General features: G+C 65.6%; 20 protein-coding genes. 7 read left to right on the top strand and 13 right to left on the bottom strand.

Annotated elements, in window-relative coordinates; genetic code table 11:
- Positions 1-301 precede the first annotated feature (301 nt).
- Positions 302-985 (top strand): HAD family hydrolase, encoded by a 684-nt coding sequence (locus AUL32_RS05925; RefSeq protein WP_062112542.1) that lies wholly within the window; start codon positions 302-304, stop codon positions 983-985.
- A 24-nt stretch (positions 986-1,009) separates the two neighbouring features.
- Here the strand turns inward: AUL32_RS05925 and AUL32_RS05920 are convergent, their stop codons facing one another.
- Positions 1,010-1,597: a hypothetical protein gene (locus tag AUL32_RS05920; RefSeq protein ID WP_148640011.1), complete on the bottom strand. Its 588-nt coding sequence runs from the start codon at positions 1,595-1,597 to the stop codon at positions 1,010-1,012.
- Positions 1,598-1,740: 143 nt separating this feature from the next.
- On the opposite strand from AUL32_RS05920, the gene thrC reads away from it, so the two are divergent.
- The 4 genes from thrC to AUL32_RS05900 are packed head-to-tail and all read left to right on the top strand — an operon-like array spanning position 1,741 to position 8,018.
- A complete protein-coding gene (thrC, locus tag AUL32_RS05915; protein ID WP_062112541.1) occupies positions 1,741-3,150 on the top strand; it encodes a threonine synthase in 1,410 nt (469 codons plus the stop codon).
- Positions 3,147-4,457 carry a M16 family metallopeptidase gene (locus AUL32_RS05910; RefSeq protein WP_062112539.1) on the top strand — a complete coding sequence of 437 codons (1,311 nt, stop codon included), beginning with the start codon at positions 3,147-3,149 and terminating at the stop codon, positions 4,455-4,457. Before thrC ends, AUL32_RS05910 begins: the two co-directional genes overlap by 4 nt.
- 10 nt (positions 4,458-4,467) lie before the next feature.
- Entirely contained in the window at positions 4,468-5,109 is a 642-nt protein-coding gene (locus AUL32_RS05905) for a GNAT family N-acetyltransferase (RefSeq protein WP_062112538.1), read from the top strand.
- An 8-nt stretch (positions 5,110-5,117) separates the two neighbouring features.
- Positions 5,118-8,018: an EAL domain-containing protein gene (locus AUL32_RS05900; protein ID WP_062112535.1), complete on the top strand. Its 2,901-nt coding sequence runs from the start codon at positions 5,118-5,120 to the stop codon at positions 8,016-8,018.
- 33 nt (positions 8,019-8,051) lie between these two features.
- On the opposite strand, the gene AUL32_RS05895 is transcribed toward AUL32_RS05900, so the two are convergent.
- Positions 8,052-8,660 (bottom strand): YqgE/AlgH family protein, encoded by a 609-nt coding sequence (locus AUL32_RS05895; RefSeq protein WP_061975647.1) that lies wholly within the window; start codon positions 8,658-8,660, stop codon positions 8,052-8,054.
- A 54-nt stretch (positions 8,661-8,714) separates the two neighbouring features.
- On the opposite strand from AUL32_RS05895, the gene AUL32_RS05890 reads away from it, so the two are divergent.
- Together AUL32_RS05890 and AUL32_RS05885 are read left to right on the top strand one after the other, a co-directional pair.
- Positions 8,715-9,539, top strand: a complete 825-nt coding sequence (locus AUL32_RS05890) for a protein-disulfide reductase DsbD domain-containing protein (protein ID WP_192847433.1) — start codon at positions 8,715-8,717, stop codon at positions 9,537-9,539.
- 27 nt (positions 9,540-9,566) lie between these two features.
- On the top strand, positions 9,567-10,052 hold the full coding sequence (locus tag AUL32_RS05885) for a peroxiredoxin (RefSeq protein WP_062112530.1): 486 nt from the start codon (positions 9,567-9,569) through the stop codon (positions 10,050-10,052).
- Positions 10,053-10,067: 15 nt separating this feature from the next.
- Here AUL32_RS05885 and rnhA read toward each other — a convergent pair whose 3' ends face one another.
- The 11 genes from rnhA to coxB form a co-directional block, all read right to left on the bottom strand.
- The gene (gene rnhA, locus AUL32_RS05880) at positions 10,068-10,550 is read right to left on the bottom strand and encodes a ribonuclease HI (RefSeq protein WP_062112527.1); all 483 of its coding nucleotides are present in this window, start codon (positions 10,548-10,550) and stop codon (positions 10,068-10,070) included.
- Complete coding sequence (locus AUL32_RS05875; RefSeq protein WP_062112524.1) at positions 10,547-11,527, bottom strand: homoserine kinase; 981 nt, start codon at positions 11,525-11,527, stop codon at positions 10,547-10,549. The genes rnhA and AUL32_RS05875 overlap by 4 nt, the downstream gene beginning before the upstream one ends.
- Position 11,528: 1 nt before the next feature.
- Positions 11,529-12,557, bottom strand: a complete 1,029-nt coding sequence (gene ispH, locus AUL32_RS05870; protein ID WP_062112522.1) for a 4-hydroxy-3-methylbut-2-enyl diphosphate reductase — start codon at positions 12,555-12,557, stop codon at positions 11,529-11,531.
- A 55-nt stretch (positions 12,558-12,612) separates the two neighbouring features.
- Positions 12,613-13,407 carry an SURF1 family protein gene (locus AUL32_RS05865; protein WP_082659316.1) on the bottom strand — a complete coding sequence of 265 codons (795 nt, stop codon included), beginning with the start codon at positions 13,405-13,407 and terminating at the stop codon, positions 12,613-12,615.
- On the bottom strand, positions 13,394-13,786 hold the full coding sequence (locus AUL32_RS05860) for a DUF983 domain-containing protein (RefSeq protein ID WP_062112519.1): 393 nt from the start codon (positions 13,784-13,786) through the stop codon (positions 13,394-13,396). Before AUL32_RS05860 ends, AUL32_RS05865 begins: the two co-directional genes overlap by 14 nt.
- An 89-nt stretch (positions 13,787-13,875) precedes the next feature.
- Positions 13,876-14,757 carry a cytochrome c oxidase subunit 3 gene (locus AUL32_RS05855; protein ID WP_061975633.1) on the bottom strand — a complete coding sequence of 294 codons (882 nt, stop codon included), beginning with the start codon at positions 14,755-14,757 and terminating at the stop codon, positions 13,876-13,878.
- Between the two features lie 71 nt (positions 14,758-14,828).
- Positions 14,829-15,437: a cytochrome c oxidase assembly protein gene (locus AUL32_RS05850; RefSeq protein ID WP_062112517.1), complete on the bottom strand. Its 609-nt coding sequence runs from the start codon at positions 15,435-15,437 to the stop codon at positions 14,829-14,831.
- Positions 15,430-15,585, bottom strand: coding sequence for a hypothetical protein (locus tag AUL32_RS05845; protein WP_061975629.1), 156 nt, complete (start codon positions 15,583-15,585; stop codon positions 15,430-15,432). Before AUL32_RS05845 ends, AUL32_RS05850 begins: the two co-directional genes overlap by 8 nt.
- Before the next feature lies 1 nt (position 15,586).
- Complete coding sequence (locus AUL32_RS05840) at positions 15,587-16,519, bottom strand: heme o synthase (RefSeq protein ID WP_062112514.1); 933 nt, start codon at positions 16,517-16,519, stop codon at positions 15,587-15,589.
- Between the two features lie 124 nt (positions 16,520-16,643).
- Positions 16,644-18,248, bottom strand: a complete 1,605-nt coding sequence (ctaD, locus tag AUL32_RS05835; protein ID WP_061975625.1) for a cytochrome c oxidase subunit I — start codon at positions 18,246-18,248, stop codon at positions 16,644-16,646.
- A 23-nt stretch (positions 18,249-18,271) separates the two neighbouring features.
- Entirely contained in the window at positions 18,272-19,216 is a 945-nt protein-coding gene (coxB, locus tag AUL32_RS05830; RefSeq protein WP_062112507.1) for a cytochrome c oxidase subunit II, read from the bottom strand.
- Positions 19,217-19,248 lie beyond the last annotated feature (32 nt).

Below are 19,248 nucleotides of genomic sequence, written 5' to 3'. Positions count from 1 at the left end.
CTCATCAACGCAAAACACGAAAGGCAGCCGATATCCGCCGCCGACCCTCAGGCAACATGGTTACCGAAGAGGGTTAATGGCCGGTGAAGCTCGCGCTCGATTGGCCACCGCCGCCCTCACGTGCTAGAGGCGCCCCACCTCGTGTCTGACCACCGACGGCCCGAAATCGCATCGGCAATCCAGGCACTATGGGACCGTTCCGGTCCGTCCCTTTGTTTTGCGCCTTCGATGCCGACGGCGTTCTTCCCCGTGCCTCGCCGCGCCGACGATCGGCCGGGCACACGTCTGAAAGGCAGCTCCGATGGCCCTCTCCCTGATCCTGTTCGATTGCGACGGCGTCCTGGTGGATTCCGAGATCATCTCGGCCAAAGTCGACGCCTCGCTTCTCGGCGAACTCGGCTACGAGATTTCGGCGGAAGAGATCGCGGAGCGCTTCGCCGGCCTGACGCAGGACCGAATCCTCGAACTCCTGACAGCCGAGGCCGGCATCCGCTTTCCCGAAGACTATGCCGACCGGCAGCGGGCGGAACTCGACCGGCGCCTCGCCGCCGAGATCACGCCGATCGCGGGCGTGCACGAGATGCTGGACCGGCTCGACCTACCGCGCGCCATCTGCTCGAACTCCTCCTCCGAGCGGCTGAAGATCGTGCTGGAGCCGACCAAGCTCTGGGATCGGTTCCGCCCCTATGTGTACGCCGCGCGCGAGGTCGGCACCAAGCGCCCCAAGCCCGCACCAGACGTCTATCTATTCGGCTGCCGCCAGTTCGAGACCGAGCCGCGCGAGACGATCGTGCTGGAAGACTCCGTGCACGGCGTCGCCGCGGCCGTCGCGGCGGGCTGCCGCGTCGTCGGCTTCACCGGCGGGCAGCACAGCTATTCCGGCCATGGCCACGCGCTGGCGGAAGCCGGCGCGGAGACCGTCATCAAGCGCTTGTCGGAATTTCCGAGCGTGGTGGAAGCGTTTTCGAGCTGGGAAGCGGCCTGACCGGCCGCCTTCCCCGCTTCGGGGTCAGCGGCTCGCGGTCTTGGCGCCGGCCGGCTTGGCTCCCGCGGGTGCCGGGCCTTCGTCGAAGCCGGCATAGATCACGAGCGTGCGGCCGGTCGGTTTGGGGAAGCGGACGGCGCGGTCGACATAGGTGAAGTTCACCGCGCCGCCGCTGGAATCCAGAAGCACGCCCTGCTGGCCGAGCTGGCTGTAGACCAGCTTCCCATTGTCGACGATCGCGACGCGCACCGGCAGGTTCACCGTGCCGCCCTTGGCCGCCGGCCCCGGCACGACCCGTCCCGTCACGGCGACTTCCAGAAGATACTGCCCATCCCGCTCGCGGCAGGAGCGCGTCGTGCCGGTGATGGAGGCGACATAGTCGATCGAGTCGCCCGCGCCCTTGCGCAGGATCGCCGTCCCCTCACGCAGCGCCACGGGCGGGCAATAGTCCGGCACGCTGCCGGCCGTCGCCACCTGTGCGGCCGAGGCGGGCAGGCTGGCCGAGGAGGCGGGCGCTGGCGCGGGCCCCCTGCCGGAGGTGCTGCAGCCGGCGCTGACGAGGCCCGCCAGCGCGAGAATCGCGAGACGGTCGAAGGGGGTGCGTGTCGACATATGCATCGGCCGGTTCTTCCCATAGGATGGTCGCTCGGTCTATATCAGGCACCCAGCCGAGTTGCGACCAGTCTCGGCATGGGAAGGGCGAACGTCCCGACATGCCGGAACCAGCCGCCCGCAAGGGCCGACGGGAGTCATCTTTGAGATATGTGAGTTCGCGGGGCGAAGCTCCGAACCTTGGTTTTGCCGACGTTCTCCTGGCGGGTCTTGCGACGGACGGCGGACTCTACGTGCCTGAGACTTGGCCGACCCTCTCACCCGAGACGATCGCCTCCTTCGCCGGCCGCCCTTATGCCGACGTGGCGCTCGAAGTGCTGTCGCCCTTCGTCGGCGACGACATCGCTCCGGCCGATCTGGAGCGCATGGTGTGCGAGGCCTATGCAACCTTCCGCCACCCCGCCGTCGCGCCGCTGGTGCAGATCGGCGACCGGCATTTCGTGCTGGAGCTTTTCCACGGGCCGACGCTCGCTTTCAAGGACGTCGCCATGCAGCTCCTGTCGCGGTTGATGGACCATGTTCTCGCCAAACGGCAGCGGCGCGCCACGATCGTCGGCGCCACCTCGGGCGACACGGGCGGCGCCGCCATCGCCGCCTTCGCCGGCAGCGACCGCACCGACATGTTCATTCTCTTCCCCAAAGGCCGCGTCTCGCCGGTCCAGCAGCGTCAGATGACGACCGCCGGCATGGCGAATGTCCATCCGGTCGCGGTGGAAGGCACGTTCGACGACTGCCAAGCCCTGGTGAAGGCCATGTTCAACGACGCGAGCTTCCGCGCCGAGTCGGCTTTGTCGGGCGTCAATTCGATCAACTGGGCCCGCATCATGGCTCAGATCGTCTACTACTTCACCGCCGCCGCCAGCGTCGGCGCGCCGCGTCGCCCGGTGTCCTTCACGGTGCCGACGGGAAATTTCGGCGACATCTTCGCCGGCTATGCCGCCAAGCGCATGGGCCTGCCGGTCGAGCGCCTGATCATCGCGACCAACCAGAACGACATTCTGGAACGCACGATGCAGACCGGGCGCTACGAGATGGAGGGCGTCCACGCCACCATGTCGCCCTCCATGGACATCGAGATTTCTTCCAATTTCGAGCGTCTCCTGTTCGAGGCGAGCGGGCGCGATGCCGAGACGGTGCGCCGCCTCATGCAGCAGCTGCGCCAGTCCGGCGCTTTCACGTTGCCGGATGATATGGTCGCGAGAATCCGCGCCGAATTCGATGCCGGCCGCACGGACGAGGCCAAGACCGCCGAGACCATCAAGCGCTATCTCGGCACCACGGCCTATCTCCTCGACCCGCACACGGCCGTCGGTGTCTCGGTGGCCGACCGGAACATGGGCGATGTCACGATGATCACGCTCGGCACCGCCCATCCCGCCAAGTTCCCGGCCTCCGTCAAGGCGGCGTGCGGCATCGAGCCGCCGCTGCCGCCGAGCCATGCCGACCTGATGGTGCGGGACGAGAAGTTCGACGTGCTGCCGAACGATCTCGACGCCGTCCAGACCTATATTCGCGAGCGCAGCCGCGCCGTTCGACACGGGGCCGCCGCATGAGCGTCGAGATCACGCGCCTTTCCAATGGACTGACGGTCGCGACCGAAACCATGCCGACGCTGGAGAGCGCGGCCTTGGGCGTCTGGGTCAAGGCCGGGGCGCGTGACGAGACGGAGCGCGAGCATGGCATCGCGCATCTCCTCGAACACATGGCCTTCAAGGGCACGACGCGCCGCACGGCGCGCCAGATCGCCGAGGAGATCGAGGATGTCGGTGGCGAATTGAACGCCTCCACCAGCGTCGAGACCACGGCCTTCTACGCGCGCGTCATGAAGGACGACGTGCCGCTGGCGCTCGACATCCTGTCGGACATCCTTCTCGACTCGCGCTTCGACGAGGAAGAACTGGAGCGCGAGCAGCAGGTCGTGCTGCAGGAACTCGGCGCCGCCGAGGACACCCCGGACGACATCGTCTTCGACCATTTCCAGCAATGCGCCTTCGAATCGCAGGTGATTGGCCGCCCGATCCTGGGCACGCGCGATAGCGTGCGCTCCTTCACGCCCGAAGACCTGCGCAACTATCTCAAGCGCCATTACGGGCCGGATCGCATGGTGGTCTCGGCCGCCGGCGCGGTCTCGCACCAAGACATCGTGGACCGCGTATCCGCTGCCTTCGGCTCGGAGATCGCCAGCAGCCCCGGCGGGATCGAGCGCACGCCCGCGCTTTATACAGGCGGCGAGTTTCGCGAGGAGCGCGACCTGTCCGACGCGCAGATGGTGCTCGGCTTCAAGGGCCGGCCCTACTACCAGCGCGACTTCTACTCCGCGCAGGTTCTCTCCATCATCCTGGGCGGCGGCATGTCGTCCCGCCTGTTCCAGGAAGTGCGGGAAACGCGGGGCCTCTGCTACGCCATCTCGGCTTTCCACTGGAGCTTTTCGGACTGCGGCATCTTCGGCGTCCATGCTGCGACCGGCGAGGAAGAGCTGGCCGAGCTTGCGCCGGTGATCGTCGAAGAGCTGATCCGCGCCGCCGAGGGCATCACAGAGAAGGAAGTCGTGCGGGCGCGGGCGCAGATGCGCTCCAGCCTTCTGATGAGCCAGGAGAGCCCGGCTTCGCGCGCGGGGCAGATCGCCCGTCAGCTCATGTTCAACGGCGCCATCATCAGCAACACGGAGCTTCTCGACCGGCTCGCCGCCATCACGGCGGAACGTCTGGCGGGTCTGGCGCAGACGACCTTCGTCGATGCCGTGCCGACGCTCGCCGCGATCGGGCCGGTGTCGCGCCTGCCTTCCCTCGACCAACTGATGCAGGGCGGCGCGACCCCCGCCCTGTCCGGACGGCCGCGCGTGGCCGCGGCGAACGTCTGATCCAGCCGGCATGGGTTGGCTGGATTGGGTTCAGGCTTCCGCTCAGCCCGTCCTGAGCGGACCCGGCATCCTGCTTCGGATGCCCCGCCGGGGCGACTACGAGCGCTGGCGGGAGCTGCGCGAGGCAAGCCGCGCCTTTCTCACGCCTTGGGAACCCAGCTGGACCGGCAACGAGTTGAGCCGATCGGCCTTCCGGCTGCGACTGGACCGCTATATCAAGGACGCTCGTGAGCGCACGAGCTACACGTTCTTCGTGTTCGACCCGAGCGGCGCCACGCTCTATGGCGGGCTGACACTTGGGCGCATCCAGAGGGGGGTGGCCCAATCCGCCACCCTCGGCTATTGGATGGGCGAACGCCATGCCGGGCGCGGCATCATGACACGCGCCGTGCGCACGATCTGCGTTTTCGCATTCGAGATCGAGGGGCTGCACCGGGTGGAGGCGGCTTGCGTGCCTAACAATGCGCGCTCGATCGGCCTTCTGGAAAGCTGCGGTTTCAGCCGGGAGGGCCATCTCAGGCGATACCTGAAAATCGCCGGTGTCTGGGAGGATCATCTGCTCTATTCGTTGCTGGCCGAAGACTGGGCTGCCAGTGGCGGCTATCATGCCGATTCGATGCCCGATCTTTCGCTCGCCGGGACAAGGCCCTGACGCTCTCCATGCCCCATCTCGCCCGCCTGTCGGCCATCCTGCTCTGGGTTTTCGGCTGTTTCCTGGTCGCGCTCTGCAGCGCCCTGCCCGCACAGGCCTTCTCGCCCGTCAGCATCGGACGGGAGGACGTGGCGATCGATCTCGCCCCCGCCGTCGATCTGCATCGCGGACGCGGTGCCAATTTTCAGGTCTCAACCATTCCGGGCTCGGACGGCATCGTCCGGCGCATTGAGGTGGAATCGAGTTCGCCGAACCCCTCGGGCAACTGGGCGGTCTTCGCCCTGTCCAACAACACGGACGAGCAGATCGACCGGCTTGTCGTCGCGCCGCATTTCCGCCTGTCGGGCTCGGGGCTCATCTGGCCCGATCTCGGCTCGCAGCGCGTCGTCGCCATCACGCCGTCGGAAGGCTTCGCGCTCGACCGGCAGGACAGCCCGGAGGCCGACGTCTTTCTCGTCACGCTCGATCCCGGCTCGGTCATCACCTTCGTGGCCGAACTTGCGAGCGACAAGCTGCCCGAAATTCGCCTTTGGGAGCCGAACGCCTATAAGGACACGGTCAACGCCTTCACGCTCTATCGCGGCATCGTGCTCGGCATCGCCGGCCTGCTCGCCGTCTTCCTCACGATTCTCTTCGTGGTGAAGGGCTCGCCCATGTTTCCGGCCACCGCCGCGCTCGCCTGGGCGGTGCTGGCCTATATCTGCATCGACTTCGACTTCTGGCAAAAGCTCGTGCCGATCGTGCCTGGGGAGGAGCGCATCTGGCGCGCGGGTACGGAGGTCGCCCTCGCCTTCACGCTCGTCGTGTTTCTCTACGCCTATCTCAACCTGAACCGCTGGCACGGCATTCTCTCGGCCTTCACCGCGCTCTGGCTGATGGGCCTCGGCGGTCTGGGTGCGCTGGCCGCCTTCGATCCGCCCATGGCGTCGGGCATCGCCCGAATGTCGATGACAGCCACCGCCGGCATCGGCCTCCTCCTGATCCTCTACCTCTCCGCCGTGCGCTACGACCGCGCGATCATGCTGATCCCGACATGGCTGCTGATCATCGCCTGGCTCGGCACGGGCTGGCTGACGATCACCGGCCAAATCCACAACGACATCATCCAGCCGGCGCTGGGCGGCGGCCTCGTGCTCATCGTGCTCCTGATCGGTTTCACGGTGATGCAGCACGCCTTTGCCGGAAACGGCAGCTTCGGCAGCGGCATCCTGTCGGACATGGAGCGCCGCGCCCTGGCGCTGGCCGGCACGGGCGATGCGATCTGGGATTGGGACGTGGCGCGCGACCGCATCTTCGCGGGATCGGACACGGACGGTCTCGCCGGCATGCCCGTCGCGGCCATGAACGGCCCGGCACGCGACTGGCTGCCGATCCTTCATCCCGACGACCGCGACCGGTTCAAGGTGACGCTCGATACGATCCTCGAGCACCGGCGCGGCCGTATCTCGCAGGATTTCCGGGTGCGCAGCGACGACGGGCATTATCACTGGATGAACCTCCAGGCGCGCCCTGTGCTCGGTTCTAACGGCGAAGTCGTGCGCTGCGTCGGCACGCTTAAGGACGTGACGGACCGCAAGAAGGCCGAGGAGCGCCTGCTCCACGACGCGCTGCACGACCAGCTCACGGGCCTTCCCAATCGCGAACTCTTCATCGATCGGCTGAACTCCATCGCCGCGCTGGCCATGAGCCATGCCGACGTGCGGCCGACCCTCTTCGTCATCGATCTCGACCGCTTCAAGCAGGTGAACGACGATTTCGGCATGGCGACGGGCGACACGATCCTGCTCACCGTCGGCCGCCGCCTGAAGCGTGTGTTGAAGCCGCAGGATTCGCTGGCGCGTCTGACGGGCGATCAGTTCGGTCTGATTCTCATGTCGGAAACCGAAATCGGCGCGGTCGGCACCTTTGCCGAGACGCTGCGCGAAGTGGTGCGCGCGCCGATCGCCTTCGGCGAGCGCGACATCATCCTGACCGCCTCCGTCGGCCTTACGGGCTGGACCGAAGGCGCCAGCGCCGACGAAGTGCTGCGCGACGCGGAACTGGCGATGTATCAGGCCAAGCGGCTCGGCGGTGACCGGATCGAGCCCTTCCGCCCGGCCTACAAGACGCATTCCTCCGGGCGCGTGGAACTGGAATCCGACCTTCGCCGCGCCTTCGGTCGGAACGAGCTTTCGCTCATGTTCCAGCCCATCGTGAAGCTTTCGTCGGGCGAGATCGTGGGTTTCGAGGCGCTCCTTCGCTGGAACCACGCCAAGCGCGGTCCTGTCTCGCCGGTCGAGTTCATTCCGATGGCCGAGAGCACGGGGCTCATCGTGCAGCTCGGGCAGTTCGCCCTCGACGAGGCGACGCGCCGCCTGTCGGACTGGCAAAAGCTGCCGGGCCAATCGAAGCTCTTCTGCTCGGTGAATATTTCGAGCCGCCAGCTGATCCGTCAGGACCTTCTCAACGACGTGCGCCATATCCTGAAGCGCTACAACCTACCGCCGGAAACGCTGAAGCTGGAACTCACCGAGTCGCTCGTGATGGACAATCCCGAACGTTCGGCCAAGCTTCTGGAGCGTTTGAAGGAGATCGGCGTCGGCTTGTCGCTGGACGATTTCGGAACGGGCTATTCCGCCCTCTCCTATCTCATGCGCTTCCCCTTCGACACGCTGAAGATCGACCAGTCCTTCCTGCGCGGCGAGGCGCATCCGCAGAAGCCGATCATCGTGCAGTCGATCGTCACCATGGCGCACGAACTGGGTCTGGCGGTCGTCGCCGAGGGCGTCGACAACGAGACCGACGCCCAGCGCCTGCGCCAGCTCAACTGCGAATATGTCCAAAGCTACATGTTCTCGCCGCCGCTCAGCGCCGAGGAAGCGCGACGCCGGCTGCAGGAGCGCCAGCCGCGCAAGGCGGCTGCCAGCTAGCGGCAGCCGATCGTCCGAGCCGCGAGAGGCGCGTCAGGCGTGGCCGGCTTCGCTCGTCAGGAAGGCCGGGTTGATGCCGAGGATGCCGAGCGCACGGGAATATTTGTTGTCGAGTTCGGCATCGAAGACGATGTCGAGTTCGGCTCGGCAGGTGAGCCAGCCATTGGCGGCGATCTCGGCTTCCAGTTGCCCGGCGCCCCAGCCGGCATAGCCCAGCACCATCAACGCGGTGGACGGGCCGGCGCCGTTCGACATGGCTTTCAAAATATCGAGCGTCGGGGTGAGCGCGATGCCCTGCTCGACCACGACGGTGGAGTCGGAATCATAATCGTCCGAGTGCAGTACGAAGCCTCGGCCGCGCTCCACCGGCCCGCCATGGCAGACCGGCACTTCCTGCCCCTTGCCGGGCAAGCGGATCTCGTCGGGATCGCTGACGATCTCGAGCTGCGTCAATAGTGCGCCGAAGCTCAGCGGCTGCGCCTTATTGACGATGAAGCCCATGGCCCCGCTGGATGAATGCGCGCAGACATACACGACGGAACGGGCGAATCGCTCATCTTCCATGCCGGGCATGGCGATAAGGAAATGCCCCTCCAGCGAGGAGGCTTCGTCGGATCGGTTGCGGATGTTTTCGAAGTCCATACGCTGAAGATAAAGATGTCCGAGCCGATTTGCACCTGTGACATGAGGGAAGACATGCCGCCTCACGAAATTTCTCCGGCCGGAGCGGCGGTCGCTCGCTGGCTCCGCCCCTTGGCGCTGCTTCCCCTTTTTCTCGCGGCCGTCCTGCCGGCCTCCGCCGCCTCGCAGGCCGAAGTCGAGGGCGCGCATGTCACCCTCACCGCGATCGAGTCGGAGAGTGCGATCCGCGCCGCGCTCGACATTGATCTGAAGCCGGGCTGGAAGACCTATTGGATCTCGCCCGGTGCAGCCGGCCTCGCGCCTCGGATCGACTTCGGTGGCAGCGAGGGTATCACGGGTGTCGAACTCTCCTATCCCGTGCCCACTCGATTCCTGGAGGGTGACATCGAAAGCATCGGCTATGTCGAGCCGGCAAGCATCGCGATCGAAGCGCAGCGCGCGCCCGGCCCCCGCCCGGTCCTGCGCGCGCAAATTCTCATCGGCCTTTGCCGCGAGCTTTGCCTGCCCCTCCAACTTCAACTGGAAACGGAGCCGAGCACCAGCCTCGGCGCGCGCGCCGCGGTCCGCCGCGCGTTTGACGCGCTCCCCGCGCCCAATCCGGCGCCCGGGTGGCAAGCGTCGCTCTCGACGGACGGAGCCGCGCTCAAGGTCAGCGGGCCATCCGGCGCGCTCGCCACCGCCAGCGATCTCTTCGTGTCCGGGCCGGAAGGCTGGGCCTTCGCCAAGCCGTCGATGACCTCCCTTTCGGGCCAAGCCCACGCCAAGCTTCCCGTGCTGTCCCGGCCGAGCGCCGGGCCGGCTCTCGAGCGCGTCGATCTCATGTTGACGGACGGGGGCAAGGGCGAGCTAATCCGCGCGCTTCCGGTCCGCCGGAACTGACCGAATCGACGAGACAAGAGGACTGCCATGACCCTATCGATCGGCGACAAACTGCCTGCCGCCACCTTCCGCACGCCCAGCGAGGACGGCCCGAAGACGCTCACGACGGACGAGGTCTTCAGCGGAAAGACCGTGGTTCTGTTCGCCGTTCCCGGCGCGTTCACGCCGACCTGCACGATGAACCACCTTCCCGGCTTTCTGGAGCTCAACGACGAGATCCGCGCCAAGGGTGTCGACACGATCGCCGTCGTCGCGGTGAACGACGTCTTCGTCATGAAGGCCTGGGCCAAGGCGACCGAGGCAGGCGATCGGATTCTCTTCCTTGCGGATGGCAGCGCCGAGTTCACGCGCGCCGCCGGGCTCGACGCCGATCTTTCGGTTGGCGGACTCGGCGTGCGCTCCAAGCGCTATTCGATGATCGTGCGGGACGGAATGGTGGCGGCCCTCAACATCGAGACCTCGCCCGGTCAGGCCGAGGTCTCGGCGGCCTCGGCGCTCCTGCAGCAGCTCTGATTCGCCATTGAGGCGTCAGGCCGGCGAGGCGATCCTCGCCGGCTTGCGCTTGAAGGGCTCCATGCCCGCGCGGGCCAGTTCGTCCGCCCGCTCGTTCTCGGCATGGCCGGCATGGCCCTTGACCCAGTGGAACGTCACGTCGTGGCGGTTGCGCTCCTCGTCCAGCCGCTGCCAGAGTTCGGCGTTCTTCACCGGCTTCTTGTCGGCCGTCCGCCAGCCGTTCCGCTTCCAGCCGTGAATCCATTTGGTGATTCCGTCGCGCAGATATTGCGAGTCGGAATGAAGATGCACGGCGCAGCCGCGTTTCAGCGCGCCTAGACCTTCGATCGCTGCAAGAAGCTCCATCCGGTTGTTGGTCGTGTGCGCCTCCCCGCCAGACAGCTCCCGCTCCGTCTCTCCGCTGCGCAGGATCGCGCCCCAGCCGCCCGGCCCCGGATTGCCGGAGCAGGCACCGTCGGTGAAGATGTCGACGCGCGTCTTGTCTGTCGTGTCGGTCATGCGATGGGAGCCTTGGAGAGAACGCCGTAGTCGGAAAGGCTGCGAACCTGCCGATGGAAGCGGGACTTGCGCAGATACTCCTTCGGGTCCTTCTTGGTCACGAAGGAATTGGCCGGCGTGTTGATCCAGTCGTAGAGCCGCGTCAGGAGGAAGCGCACGGCCGCGCCCCGCGCCAGGATCGGCAGCGCCTCACGCTCCGCCGCGCTCAAGGGGCGAACGCTCTCGTATCCCTCGATCAGCTGGCGGCCCTTTGTGACGTTGAACGCGCCGTCCAGCTCGAAGCACCAGGCACAGAGACAGATCGCCAGATCATAGGCGAGGATGTCGTTGCAGGCGAAATAGAAGTCGATAAGGCCCGACAGCTGCCCCTCCAGAAAGAAGACGTTGTCCGGAAACAGATCGGCGTGAATCACACCCCTCGGCAACCCTTCAGGCCAAGCACTCTCCAAGGCGCCGAGTTCGGCCTCGATCTCGGCGCGAAGCCCCGCCTCGACCTTATCGGCATCCTCGCCGCAGGCCTCCAAAAGCGGGCGCCACGCGCCGACCGAGAGACTGTTCTCCCGCCGCAAAGCGAAGTCGCCGGTGGCCAGATGCATTCTCGCCATGGCCTGACCCACGGCGCCGCATTGCTCGGCGGTGGGACGGCGCGACCACATGCCCTCGAGAAACGTGAAGAGCGCCGCCGGGCGCCCCGCGAGTTCCCCGAGCGTGTCGCCGTCGCGCGGCTGAACCGGCAGTGGGCAGGACAGGCCCTTGCCCGCCAGATGCTCCATCAACCCGACGAAGAAGGGCAGATCGGCCCGGTTCACACGCTTTTCGTAAAGCGTCAGGATGAACGTCCCGCCCTCTGAGCGCAGCAGGAAGTTGGAGTTCTCCACGCCTTCCGCGATGCCCTTGTAGGACAGGAGGCGCCCGACATCGTAGCGCGCGAGAAAGGCGCTGAGCTCGGCCTCGCCGACTTCGGTATAGACGGCCATGTCAGTTCGTCCTCTCGCTTGCGAGCGGCCGGTTGCCGTTGACGAAGGCCATGTCCTCGGCCGTCAAAGGCACGTCGCGCAGCGAGCGCATCACAGGGAAGTTCTCGTTCTCGATCGCGGTCTGAACCAGTTCGATCCGCACCTCGAAGCGCTCGCGCAGCGCATCGAGAATGCCGTCGGTCAGCACTTCTGGCGCCGAGGCGCCGGCGGACATGCCGACGAGATCGCCGGCTTTCAGCTCGTCCAGCGGCAGTTCGGCCGAACTCTGCACGAGAAGCCCGCGCTTGGAGCCCGCCTTCTCAGCCACTTCCACGAGGCGCCGGGAATTGCTGGAATTGGGCGCGCCGACGATGAGGAACAGATCGGTGCCCGGCGCCGAGGCCTTCACGGCGTCCTGCCGATTGGTTGTGGCATAGCAGATCGATTCGGAGGACGGAGCGTGCAGCTCCGGGAACTTGCGCTGCAGCGCCGCCAGAATGCCGGCCGTGTCGTCCACCGACAGCGTCGTCTGCGTGACGAAGCCGAGCGCGGACGGGTCCGCCGGCGCGAAGGTTGCGACATCCGCCTCGGTCTCGATCAGCACCACCGCGCCGTCGGGCAGCTGTCCCATCGTGCCGACCACTTCCGGGTGGCCGCGATGGCCGATCAGGAGCACTTGCCGACCCAGCCGCATATGCCGCATGGCCTGCTTATGAACCTTGGAGACCAGCGGGCAGGTCGCGTCGAGATAAAGCATCTCGCGCCGCTCCGCCTCGGCGGGGACGGTTTTGGGAACGCCATGCGCGGAAAAGACCACCGGCTGCCCGTCGTCGGGAATGGCGTCGAGTTCCTTGACGAAGACGGCGCCCATCTGGCGCAGACCGTCCACGACATACTTGTTGTGCACGATCTCGTGCCGGACATAGACCGGCGCGCCGTAGCGCTTCAGCGCCAGGACGACGATCTGGATGGCACGGTCCACCCCGGCGCAGAAGCCGCGCGGTTCGCATAGGCGGATGGTCAGGGGCGGCTTGGTCACGAGCGCGGACAAGGCAGTCTCCGGTCGGCGGTTTCAAGTCCGAATGAGGGGATGGGGCCCCCTTCTGTCAACCCGTCGCCGCGCCGCGTCGCCTTTGAACGAGGTGCTTGACGAAAAGACCGAGCATGACCGCCAGCGCCAGAGCCAAGCTGAACCATGTGATGGCGTATTGAAGATGGTCGTTCGGAAGATCCATCACGGTCACACCACCGATCGGCAGCCCTCCGGCTGCCGCGCCCGGCCCGGCGTCGACGAAGAACGGAAGCACGCGGTCGGCGGGAAGCGCCAGGCCTTGTGCCATGTCGGCTATGTTGCGCCAGAAGAAGACGTTCTGCTTGGGGTCGTTGTCCGGCAGGAAGGAGCCCGGCTTTTCCGCCGGCGCGCTTCGCGCCAATCCCGTGATCTCCACCGGTCCGGCCGGATTGCCGGCGGATCGGGAGGCCGGGTCTTTCATCGCATAGGGAACGAAGCCCCGATTGACGAAGATCCAGCGGTCCGACCCGTCCAAGCGCAGCGGCGTGAAGACATGCCAGCCGGCCTCGCCTTCTCGCGTCGCGAGGAAATAGCGCTCCCCGGAATGCTCGAACGTACCGCGAACCATGACCGGAACGTAGTCGATCGGCTCCCCTGCATTTTGGGCTGCCAGCACGTCTGCGACTGGGCGCGCTGGCTGGTGGATGCGTGCATCGATCGAGGCGAGCATCGCCTCCTTCCAGGCCTTGCGTTCGAGTTGCCAGGTGCCGAGGGCAATCAGGATGCCGAGCGCGGCAAAGCCGACGACGAGGATCGCGATGATACGCCCGCGCCCGAGTGGCAGAGCGGGCACGTTCTCCCCGGTATCGGGCTGCTCACTGGTCGTCATGGGACTGAAGACGGCCTTCCGCGGCGCTGGACCGGAACTGCAGTCCGACCATCAGACCCTTCACGATCCTCATCAGCGGCGCGGCGAGGATGAAGGCAAGCGGCACCCAGAGCAGGACGTGGACATAGAGCGGGGGACTCCACGCAACCTCGGTGTAGAGCGCGAGCCCCACCACGACGAAGCTGACGATGGACATGACGAAGAAGGCTGGGCCATCGGCCGAATCCAGCGCGGCGAGATCGAGACCACAGCGCGAGCACACGGGCTCAAGCCGGAGATAGCCCGCGAAGAGCCGCCCCTTGCCGCAGCGCGGACAATGGCCGGACATGCCCGCGCGCGGAGGATCGACGCCTGGATAGGCCTGGTTGGGATTGTCCATGATCCCCTTTCCGATCGAGCGGGGTTTCAGACGAAAAAAGGCGGCAGCGCCGCCTTCTTCCTTTTCATGGAATGGCCGCGAAGACTGCGTCAGGCGCCGTGGATCTGACCGCCCCAACCGCCCCAGACATAGATGGCGAAGAAGAGGAAGAGCCAGACGACGTCGACGAAATGCCAGTACCAGGCGGCCGCCTCGAAGCCGAAATGCTTGTGCGGGGTAAAGTGGCCGCGCACGGCGCGCAAAAGGCAGACGGCGAGGAAGACAACGCCGACGAAGACGTGGAAGCCGTGGAAGCCGGTCGCCATGAAGAAGGTCGCGCCGTAGATCGAGCCTTTGAACGCGAAAGGCGCATGGGCGTATTCGATATACTGGACGAACGAGAAGATAGCGCCGAGTGCGACCGTTAAGGCAAGGCCGGTGATGAGCGACTTGCGGTCGTCCTCCAGCATCGCATGGTGCGCCCAGGTCACCGTCGTTCCAGACAGAAGCAGCGTGATGGTGTTGAAGAGCGGCAGGTGCAGCGGGTCGAGCACCTCGATGCCCTTGGGCGGCCAGACACCGCCCAACGCCTGAACGCGCGCGGCCTGGATCGCCTCGCCGGGGAACAGGCTGGCGTCGAAAAAGGCCCAGAACCACGCCACGAAGAACATAACCTCGGAGGCGATGAACATGATCATGCCATAGCGCAGATGCATGGAGACGACGGGTGTGTGGGCGCCCTGCCGGCTTTCACGGATCGTGTCCGACCACCACGCGTACATCGTGTAAAGGACGATCGCGAGACCGAAATAGAAGATCCAAGGCGTCGCCAGATTCACGCCGAAGATCTGGAAGGCCGTCCCGTTGTGGAAGCGGAACATCGCCACCGCGCCGAACAGCAGGAAGAAGGCCCCGAGAGACGCCAGCGCCGGCCACGGGCTGGGATCGACCATGTGATAGTCGTGATGCTTCGTGTGTGTCGTGTCGGCCATCGCTCTCCCCCTCGCGCCCTTCCCTAACCGTCCTTATCAGACGGATCTTACCTGTTCACGCTGCGCGTCAGCTAGAGACGCCCGCGCGCTTGATCGTCCTTGGTCGCGTCCGCGACCGGCGTCTTCTTCGGCTCGGCCGGAAAGAACGTGTAGGACAGCGTGATGGTCGGCAGGGTGCCGACATCCGCGTCGTCCAGAATCGCCGGGTCCACGAAGAAGACCACCGGCATGTCCACTTCCTCGCCCGGCTTCAAGGTCTGATCCGTGAAGCAGAAGCACTGGATCTTGTTGAAATAGGCGCCCGCCAACAGCGGTGTTACGTTGAACGTGGCGCGAGCCGTGAGTTCGCGGTCCGAGGCGTTGCGCACGCGGTAGGAAATCTGGCGGGTTTCGCCCAGACGCACCGTGACCTCGCGCTCGTTCGGCTGGAAGGTCCAGGGCACGCTCGGGACCGCGTTGCTGTCGAACCGGACCTTCACGGTCTGGTCGAGCACGCGCGAGGCGCCCATCTCGGCCCGCTGCGTCGTGCCGCCGTAGCCCGTCACCTTGCAGAAGAGATCGTAAAGCGGAACCGAGGCATAGGCCGCGCCGATCATGCCGCAGGCGAAGGCGAGGCAGCTGAACGCCGTGATGCGAAAGCGGCGAAGCCGCTGGCGCGCCGCCTGATCTCCGTCACGCATGTTGACCCACCATCTTGAACAAGGTCACGACATAGAACAGCACCACGAGCGCCATGAGCGTCAGCGCGATGGCCACCGAACGGCGGCGCTGAGACTGCTTCTCCTGGCTCGTGAGCCGAACCCGATCCTCTTCCCCCTCGCCCACCATATCATGCGACCACGAGAGCGAAGACGCTTTCGCCGAGCAGGATGGCAAAGAGCGAGAAGAGATAGACGATCGAGAAGCCGAACAGCTTCTTGGCCGGCACCATGGTCTCGTCCCCGTCGGGCATCCGCAAGACGAGCACTGCCCTGCGCACGAACTCGGCGCCCAGGAGCAGCGACGCGACGCCATAGACCGGGCCGCCAAAGCCCATGGCGAACGGAAGGACGCCGACCGGCGCGAGGATCAGCGAATAGGCGAAGATATGGCGACGCGTCGAGCGCTCACCCGCCACGTTCGGCAGCATCGGGATGCCGGCCGCGCCGTAGTCCTTCATCTTAAAGAGTGCCAGAGCCCAGAAATGGGGCGGCGTCCAGAGGAAGATGATCAGGAATAGGACGAAGCTCTCGACCGAGACGCCGCCCGTCACCGCGGCCCAGGCAACCATGGGCGGAAAAGCGCCGGCGGCGCCGCCGATCACGATGTTCTGTGCCGTGCGGCGCTTGAGGCCCATCGTGTAGAAGACGGCATAGAAGGCGATAGTGAAAGCCAGAAAACCGGCGGCGAACCAGTTGGACGCAAGGCCCAGAAGCATCACCGACAGGACGGACAGCGACAGGCCGAAGGCCAGCGCGCCGCCCGGGGTGATGCGGCCCGACGGCACCGGCCGACCGGCGGTGCGCTTCATGACCCGATCGATATCGGCGTCGTACCACATGTTCAACGCGCCGGACCCGCCCGCGCCGAGCGCGATCGCCAGCAGCGAGACGAAGCCGAGAACCGGATGCATATGGCCGGGTGCAGCGAGGAAGCCGGTCACTGCCGTCAGCACCACGAGCGACATGACGCGCGGCTTGAGGAGTTCCAAGAAGTCGCCGGGTTCGGCGAGACTGATCCCCGGACGAGCGATCCGCATGGCCGTCGCGTCGATGGCACTCATGAAACGTTCCTGTCCATTCGCGAGGCGCGACGAGCCGCGCCTCCATTTGGGTCTCGGCGCCGGACGTCATGCCCGGCGTGGCGATCCCGCCCAGGGGCGGAATCGACGATCGCTTGAACGCGGGTCAGCGGATGCGCGGCAGTTCTTCCCACTGGTGGAAGGGCGGCGGCGAGGACAACTGCCATTCCAGCGTGGTCGCACCCGCGCCCCAGGGATTGGCACCCGCCAGACGCTTCTTCGCGAACGTGTCGTAGACACCATAGAGGAAGATCAGCACCGAGACACCCGAGATGTATGAGCCGATCGAGGAAACGAAGTTCCAGCCTGCGAAGGCATCGGGATAGTCGGCGTAGCGGCGCGGCATGCCGGCGGCGCCCAGGAAATGCTGCGGGAAGAAGACGAGGTTCACGCCGACGAACATGACCCAGAAATGCAGCTTTCCAATCGTCTCGTTGTACATGTAGCCGCTCATCTTCGGCAGCCAGTAGTACCATCCGGCGAAGATCGCGAAGACCGCCCCGAGCGACAGAACGTAGTGGAAGTGTGCGACGACGTAATAGGTGTCGTGCAGCACGCGATCCATGCCGGCATTGGCGAGCTTGACGCCCGTGACGCCGCCGACCGTGAACAGGAAGATGAAGCCGATCGACCAGAGCATCGGCGTCGCGAAGCGGAGCGAGCCGCCCCACATGGTCGCGATCCAGGAGAAGATCTTGATGCCGGTCGGGATGGCGATGACCATCGTCGCGAACACGAAGTAGCGCTGCGTGTTGAGCGAGATGCCGGTCGTGTACATGTGGTGCGCCCACACGACGAAGCCGACGACGCCGATCGCCACCATCGCGTAGGCCATGCCGAGATAACCGAAGACCGGCTTCTTCGAAAAGGTCGAAATGATGTGGCTGACGATGCCGAAGGCCGGCAGGATCATGATGTAAACTTCGGGGTGGCCGAAGAACCAGAACAGGTGCTGGTAGAGGATCGGGTCACCACCGCCCTCCGGTGCGAAGAAAGTCGTGCCGAAATTGCGGTCCGTCAGCAGCATGGTGATGGCGCCCGCCAGGACCGGCAGCGACAGAAGCAGCAGGAAGGCAGTGACGAGCTGCGACCAAGCGAAGAGCGGCATCTTGTGCAGCGTCATGCCGGGCGCGCGCATGTTGAGGATCGTCGTGATCATGTTGATCGCCCCGAGGATCGACGAGGCGCCCGAGAGATGCAGCGCGAAGATCGCCAGATCCACCGCGGGACCCGGATGCCCGGCCGTCGACAGCGGCGGATAGAGCGTCCAGCCCGTGCCCGCGCCGTTGGAACCCGGGGCGCCTTCCACGAACATCGACAGGATGAGCAGCAGCAGCGAAGGCGGCAGCATCCAGAAGGCGATGTTGTTGATGCGCGGGAACGCCGTGTCCGGCGCGCCGATCATGATGGGAACGAAATAATTGCCGAAGCCGCCGATCAGCGCCGGCATGACCAGGAAAAACACCATCACCAGGCCGTGCGCCGTGGTGAAGACGTTGAAGATCTGCGGATTGCCAAAGATCTGCAGGCCGGGCTGCTGGAGCTCGGCGCGGATGGCGATGGACAGGCTGGCCCCGATGATGCCCGCGAAGATCGCGAAGATCAGATAGAGGATGCCGATATCCTTGTTGTTGGTCGAATAGACCCAACGAACCCAGCCGGTCGGTTGCGCATGGGCATGCGCGTGATCATGCGGTGTGGCGTGATCCATCAAGGCGTCCCCCGGTTGTCTTGTCAGCGCGCGGCAACGACCGGCGCCTGTTGGGCGATCTCGGCCGAAAGCTGGGCGTTGGCGTTCTGAAGATTGGTGGCGGCGCTGGCGAGCCACGCGTCGAACTGCTGCTGGCTCACGACGCGAACGGCGATCGGCATGTTGTAATGGCTGGAGCCGCAAAGCTCCGAGCACTGGCCGTAGAAGATGCCTTCGCGATTGACCTCGAACCAGTACTCGTTGAGGCGGCCGGGAACGGCGTCCACCTTCACGCCCAGCGAGGGCATGGCGAAGGAATGGATGACGTCGCCGCCCGTCGACAGCAAGCGGACCACCGTGTTGACCGGGATCACCATCTCGTTGTCGACCGCCAGAAGACGGGGATAGAGGCCCTTGTCCTGCTTGCCGGCGCCGTCGCGGGCGTCCTCGGTCAGCGGGTACGACAGGAAGCTAACCGGCTGGGCAGCGGGCTCGGCCGGATTGGCGGCGGTGCCTGCGGCGGGCGAAGCAGCGGCGGCATTGGTCTTGGCCGGCTGATACTCGTAGCCCCAGTACCATTGATAGCCCGTCGCCTTCACTGTCAGCTCCGGCTCGCGCGGCGGATTGTACTGCGCCGTCAGAAGCTGGAACGAGGGAATGGCGAGGCAAAGGAGAATCAGGACCGGAGCGATGGTCCAGATGATCTCGATCGTCGTGTTGTGGCTGGTGCGCGACGGGTTCGGGTTGCGCGCCTCGGTGTAACGGTACGAGACATAGGCGAGCAGTGCCGCGACAAAGATCACGATGGGCACGATGAACCACAGCGTGTAGTCGCTGAACCAGTGGATCTGCGCTTCCACGGGCGAAAGCGCTTCCTGCAGGCCCATCTGCCAGGGATGCGGTTGCCCAGGATGAATCGCGGCCTCCTGCGCCGACGCCGCGAAGGGCGAAGCGACGAGACTCAGGGCGGCAAGGGCTGTTCTCTTCACGATTCTCCCCCTCGTGGAAGCAAATGAACCCG

The sequence above is a fragment of the Aureimonas sp. AU40 genome (genome assembly GCF_001463785.1).
Lineage (GTDB): Bacteria > Pseudomonadota > Alphaproteobacteria > Rhizobiales > Rhizobiaceae > Aureimonas.
Note: the sequence above shows the minus strand (reverse complement) of the source record. Positions and strands in the feature narration are given on the sequence as shown.

Coding starts and splice junctions, on each gene's coding strand:
- AUL32_RS05845 (WP_061975629.1), bottom strand. CDS start 15,585: ATGGTGGGCGAGGGGGAAGAGGATCGGGTTCGGCTCACGAGCCAGGAG.
- AUL32_RS05920 (WP_148640011.1), bottom strand. CDS start 1,597: ATGTCGACACGCACCCCCTTCGACCGTCTCGCGATTCTCGCGCTGGCG.
- AUL32_RS05855 (WP_061975633.1), bottom strand. CDS start 14,757: ATGGCCGACACGACACACACGAAGCATCACGACTATCACATGGTCGAT.
- AUL32_RS05885 (WP_062112530.1), top strand. CDS start 9,567: ATGACCCTATCGATCGGCGACAAACTGCCTGCCGCCACCTTCCGCACG.
- AUL32_RS05865 (WP_082659316.1), bottom strand. CDS start 13,407: ATGACGACCAGTGAGCAGCCCGATACCGGGGAGAACGTGCCCGCTCTG.
- AUL32_RS05860 (WP_062112519.1), bottom strand. CDS start 13,786: ATGGACAATCCCAACCAGGCCTATCCAGGCGTCGATCCTCCGCGCGCG.
- rnhA (WP_062112527.1), bottom strand. CDS start 10,550: ATGACCGACACGACAGACAAGACGCGCGTCGACATCTTCACCGACGGT.
- AUL32_RS05850 (WP_062112517.1), bottom strand. CDS start 15,437: ATGCGTGACGGAGATCAGGCGGCGCGCCAGCGGCTTCGCCGCTTTCGC.
- AUL32_RS05840 (WP_062112514.1), bottom strand. CDS start 16,519: ATGAGTGCCATCGACGCGACGGCCATGCGGATCGCTCGTCCGGGGATC.
- ctaD (WP_061975625.1), bottom strand. CDS start 18,248: ATGGATCACGCCACACCGCATGATCACGCGCATGCCCATGCGCAACCG.
- AUL32_RS05900 (WP_062112535.1), top strand. CDS start 5,118: ATGCCCCATCTCGCCCGCCTGTCGGCCATCCTGCTCTGGGTTTTCGGC.
- AUL32_RS05905 (WP_062112538.1), top strand. CDS start 4,468: ATGGGTTGGCTGGATTGGGTTCAGGCTTCCGCTCAGCCCGTCCTGAGC.
- AUL32_RS05925 (WP_062112542.1), top strand. CDS start 302: ATGGCCCTCTCCCTGATCCTGTTCGATTGCGACGGCGTCCTGGTGGAT.
- AUL32_RS05890 (WP_192847433.1), top strand. CDS start 8,715: ATGCCGCCTCACGAAATTTCTCCGGCCGGAGCGGCGGTCGCTCGCTGG.
- AUL32_RS05875 (WP_062112524.1), bottom strand. CDS start 11,527: ATGGCCGTCTATACCGAAGTCGGCGAGGCCGAGCTCAGCGCCTTTCTC.
- AUL32_RS05895 (WP_061975647.1), bottom strand. CDS start 8,660: ATGGACTTCGAAAACATCCGCAACCGATCCGACGAAGCCTCCTCGCTG.
- AUL32_RS05910 (WP_062112539.1), top strand. CDS start 3,147: ATGAGCGTCGAGATCACGCGCCTTTCCAATGGACTGACGGTCGCGACC.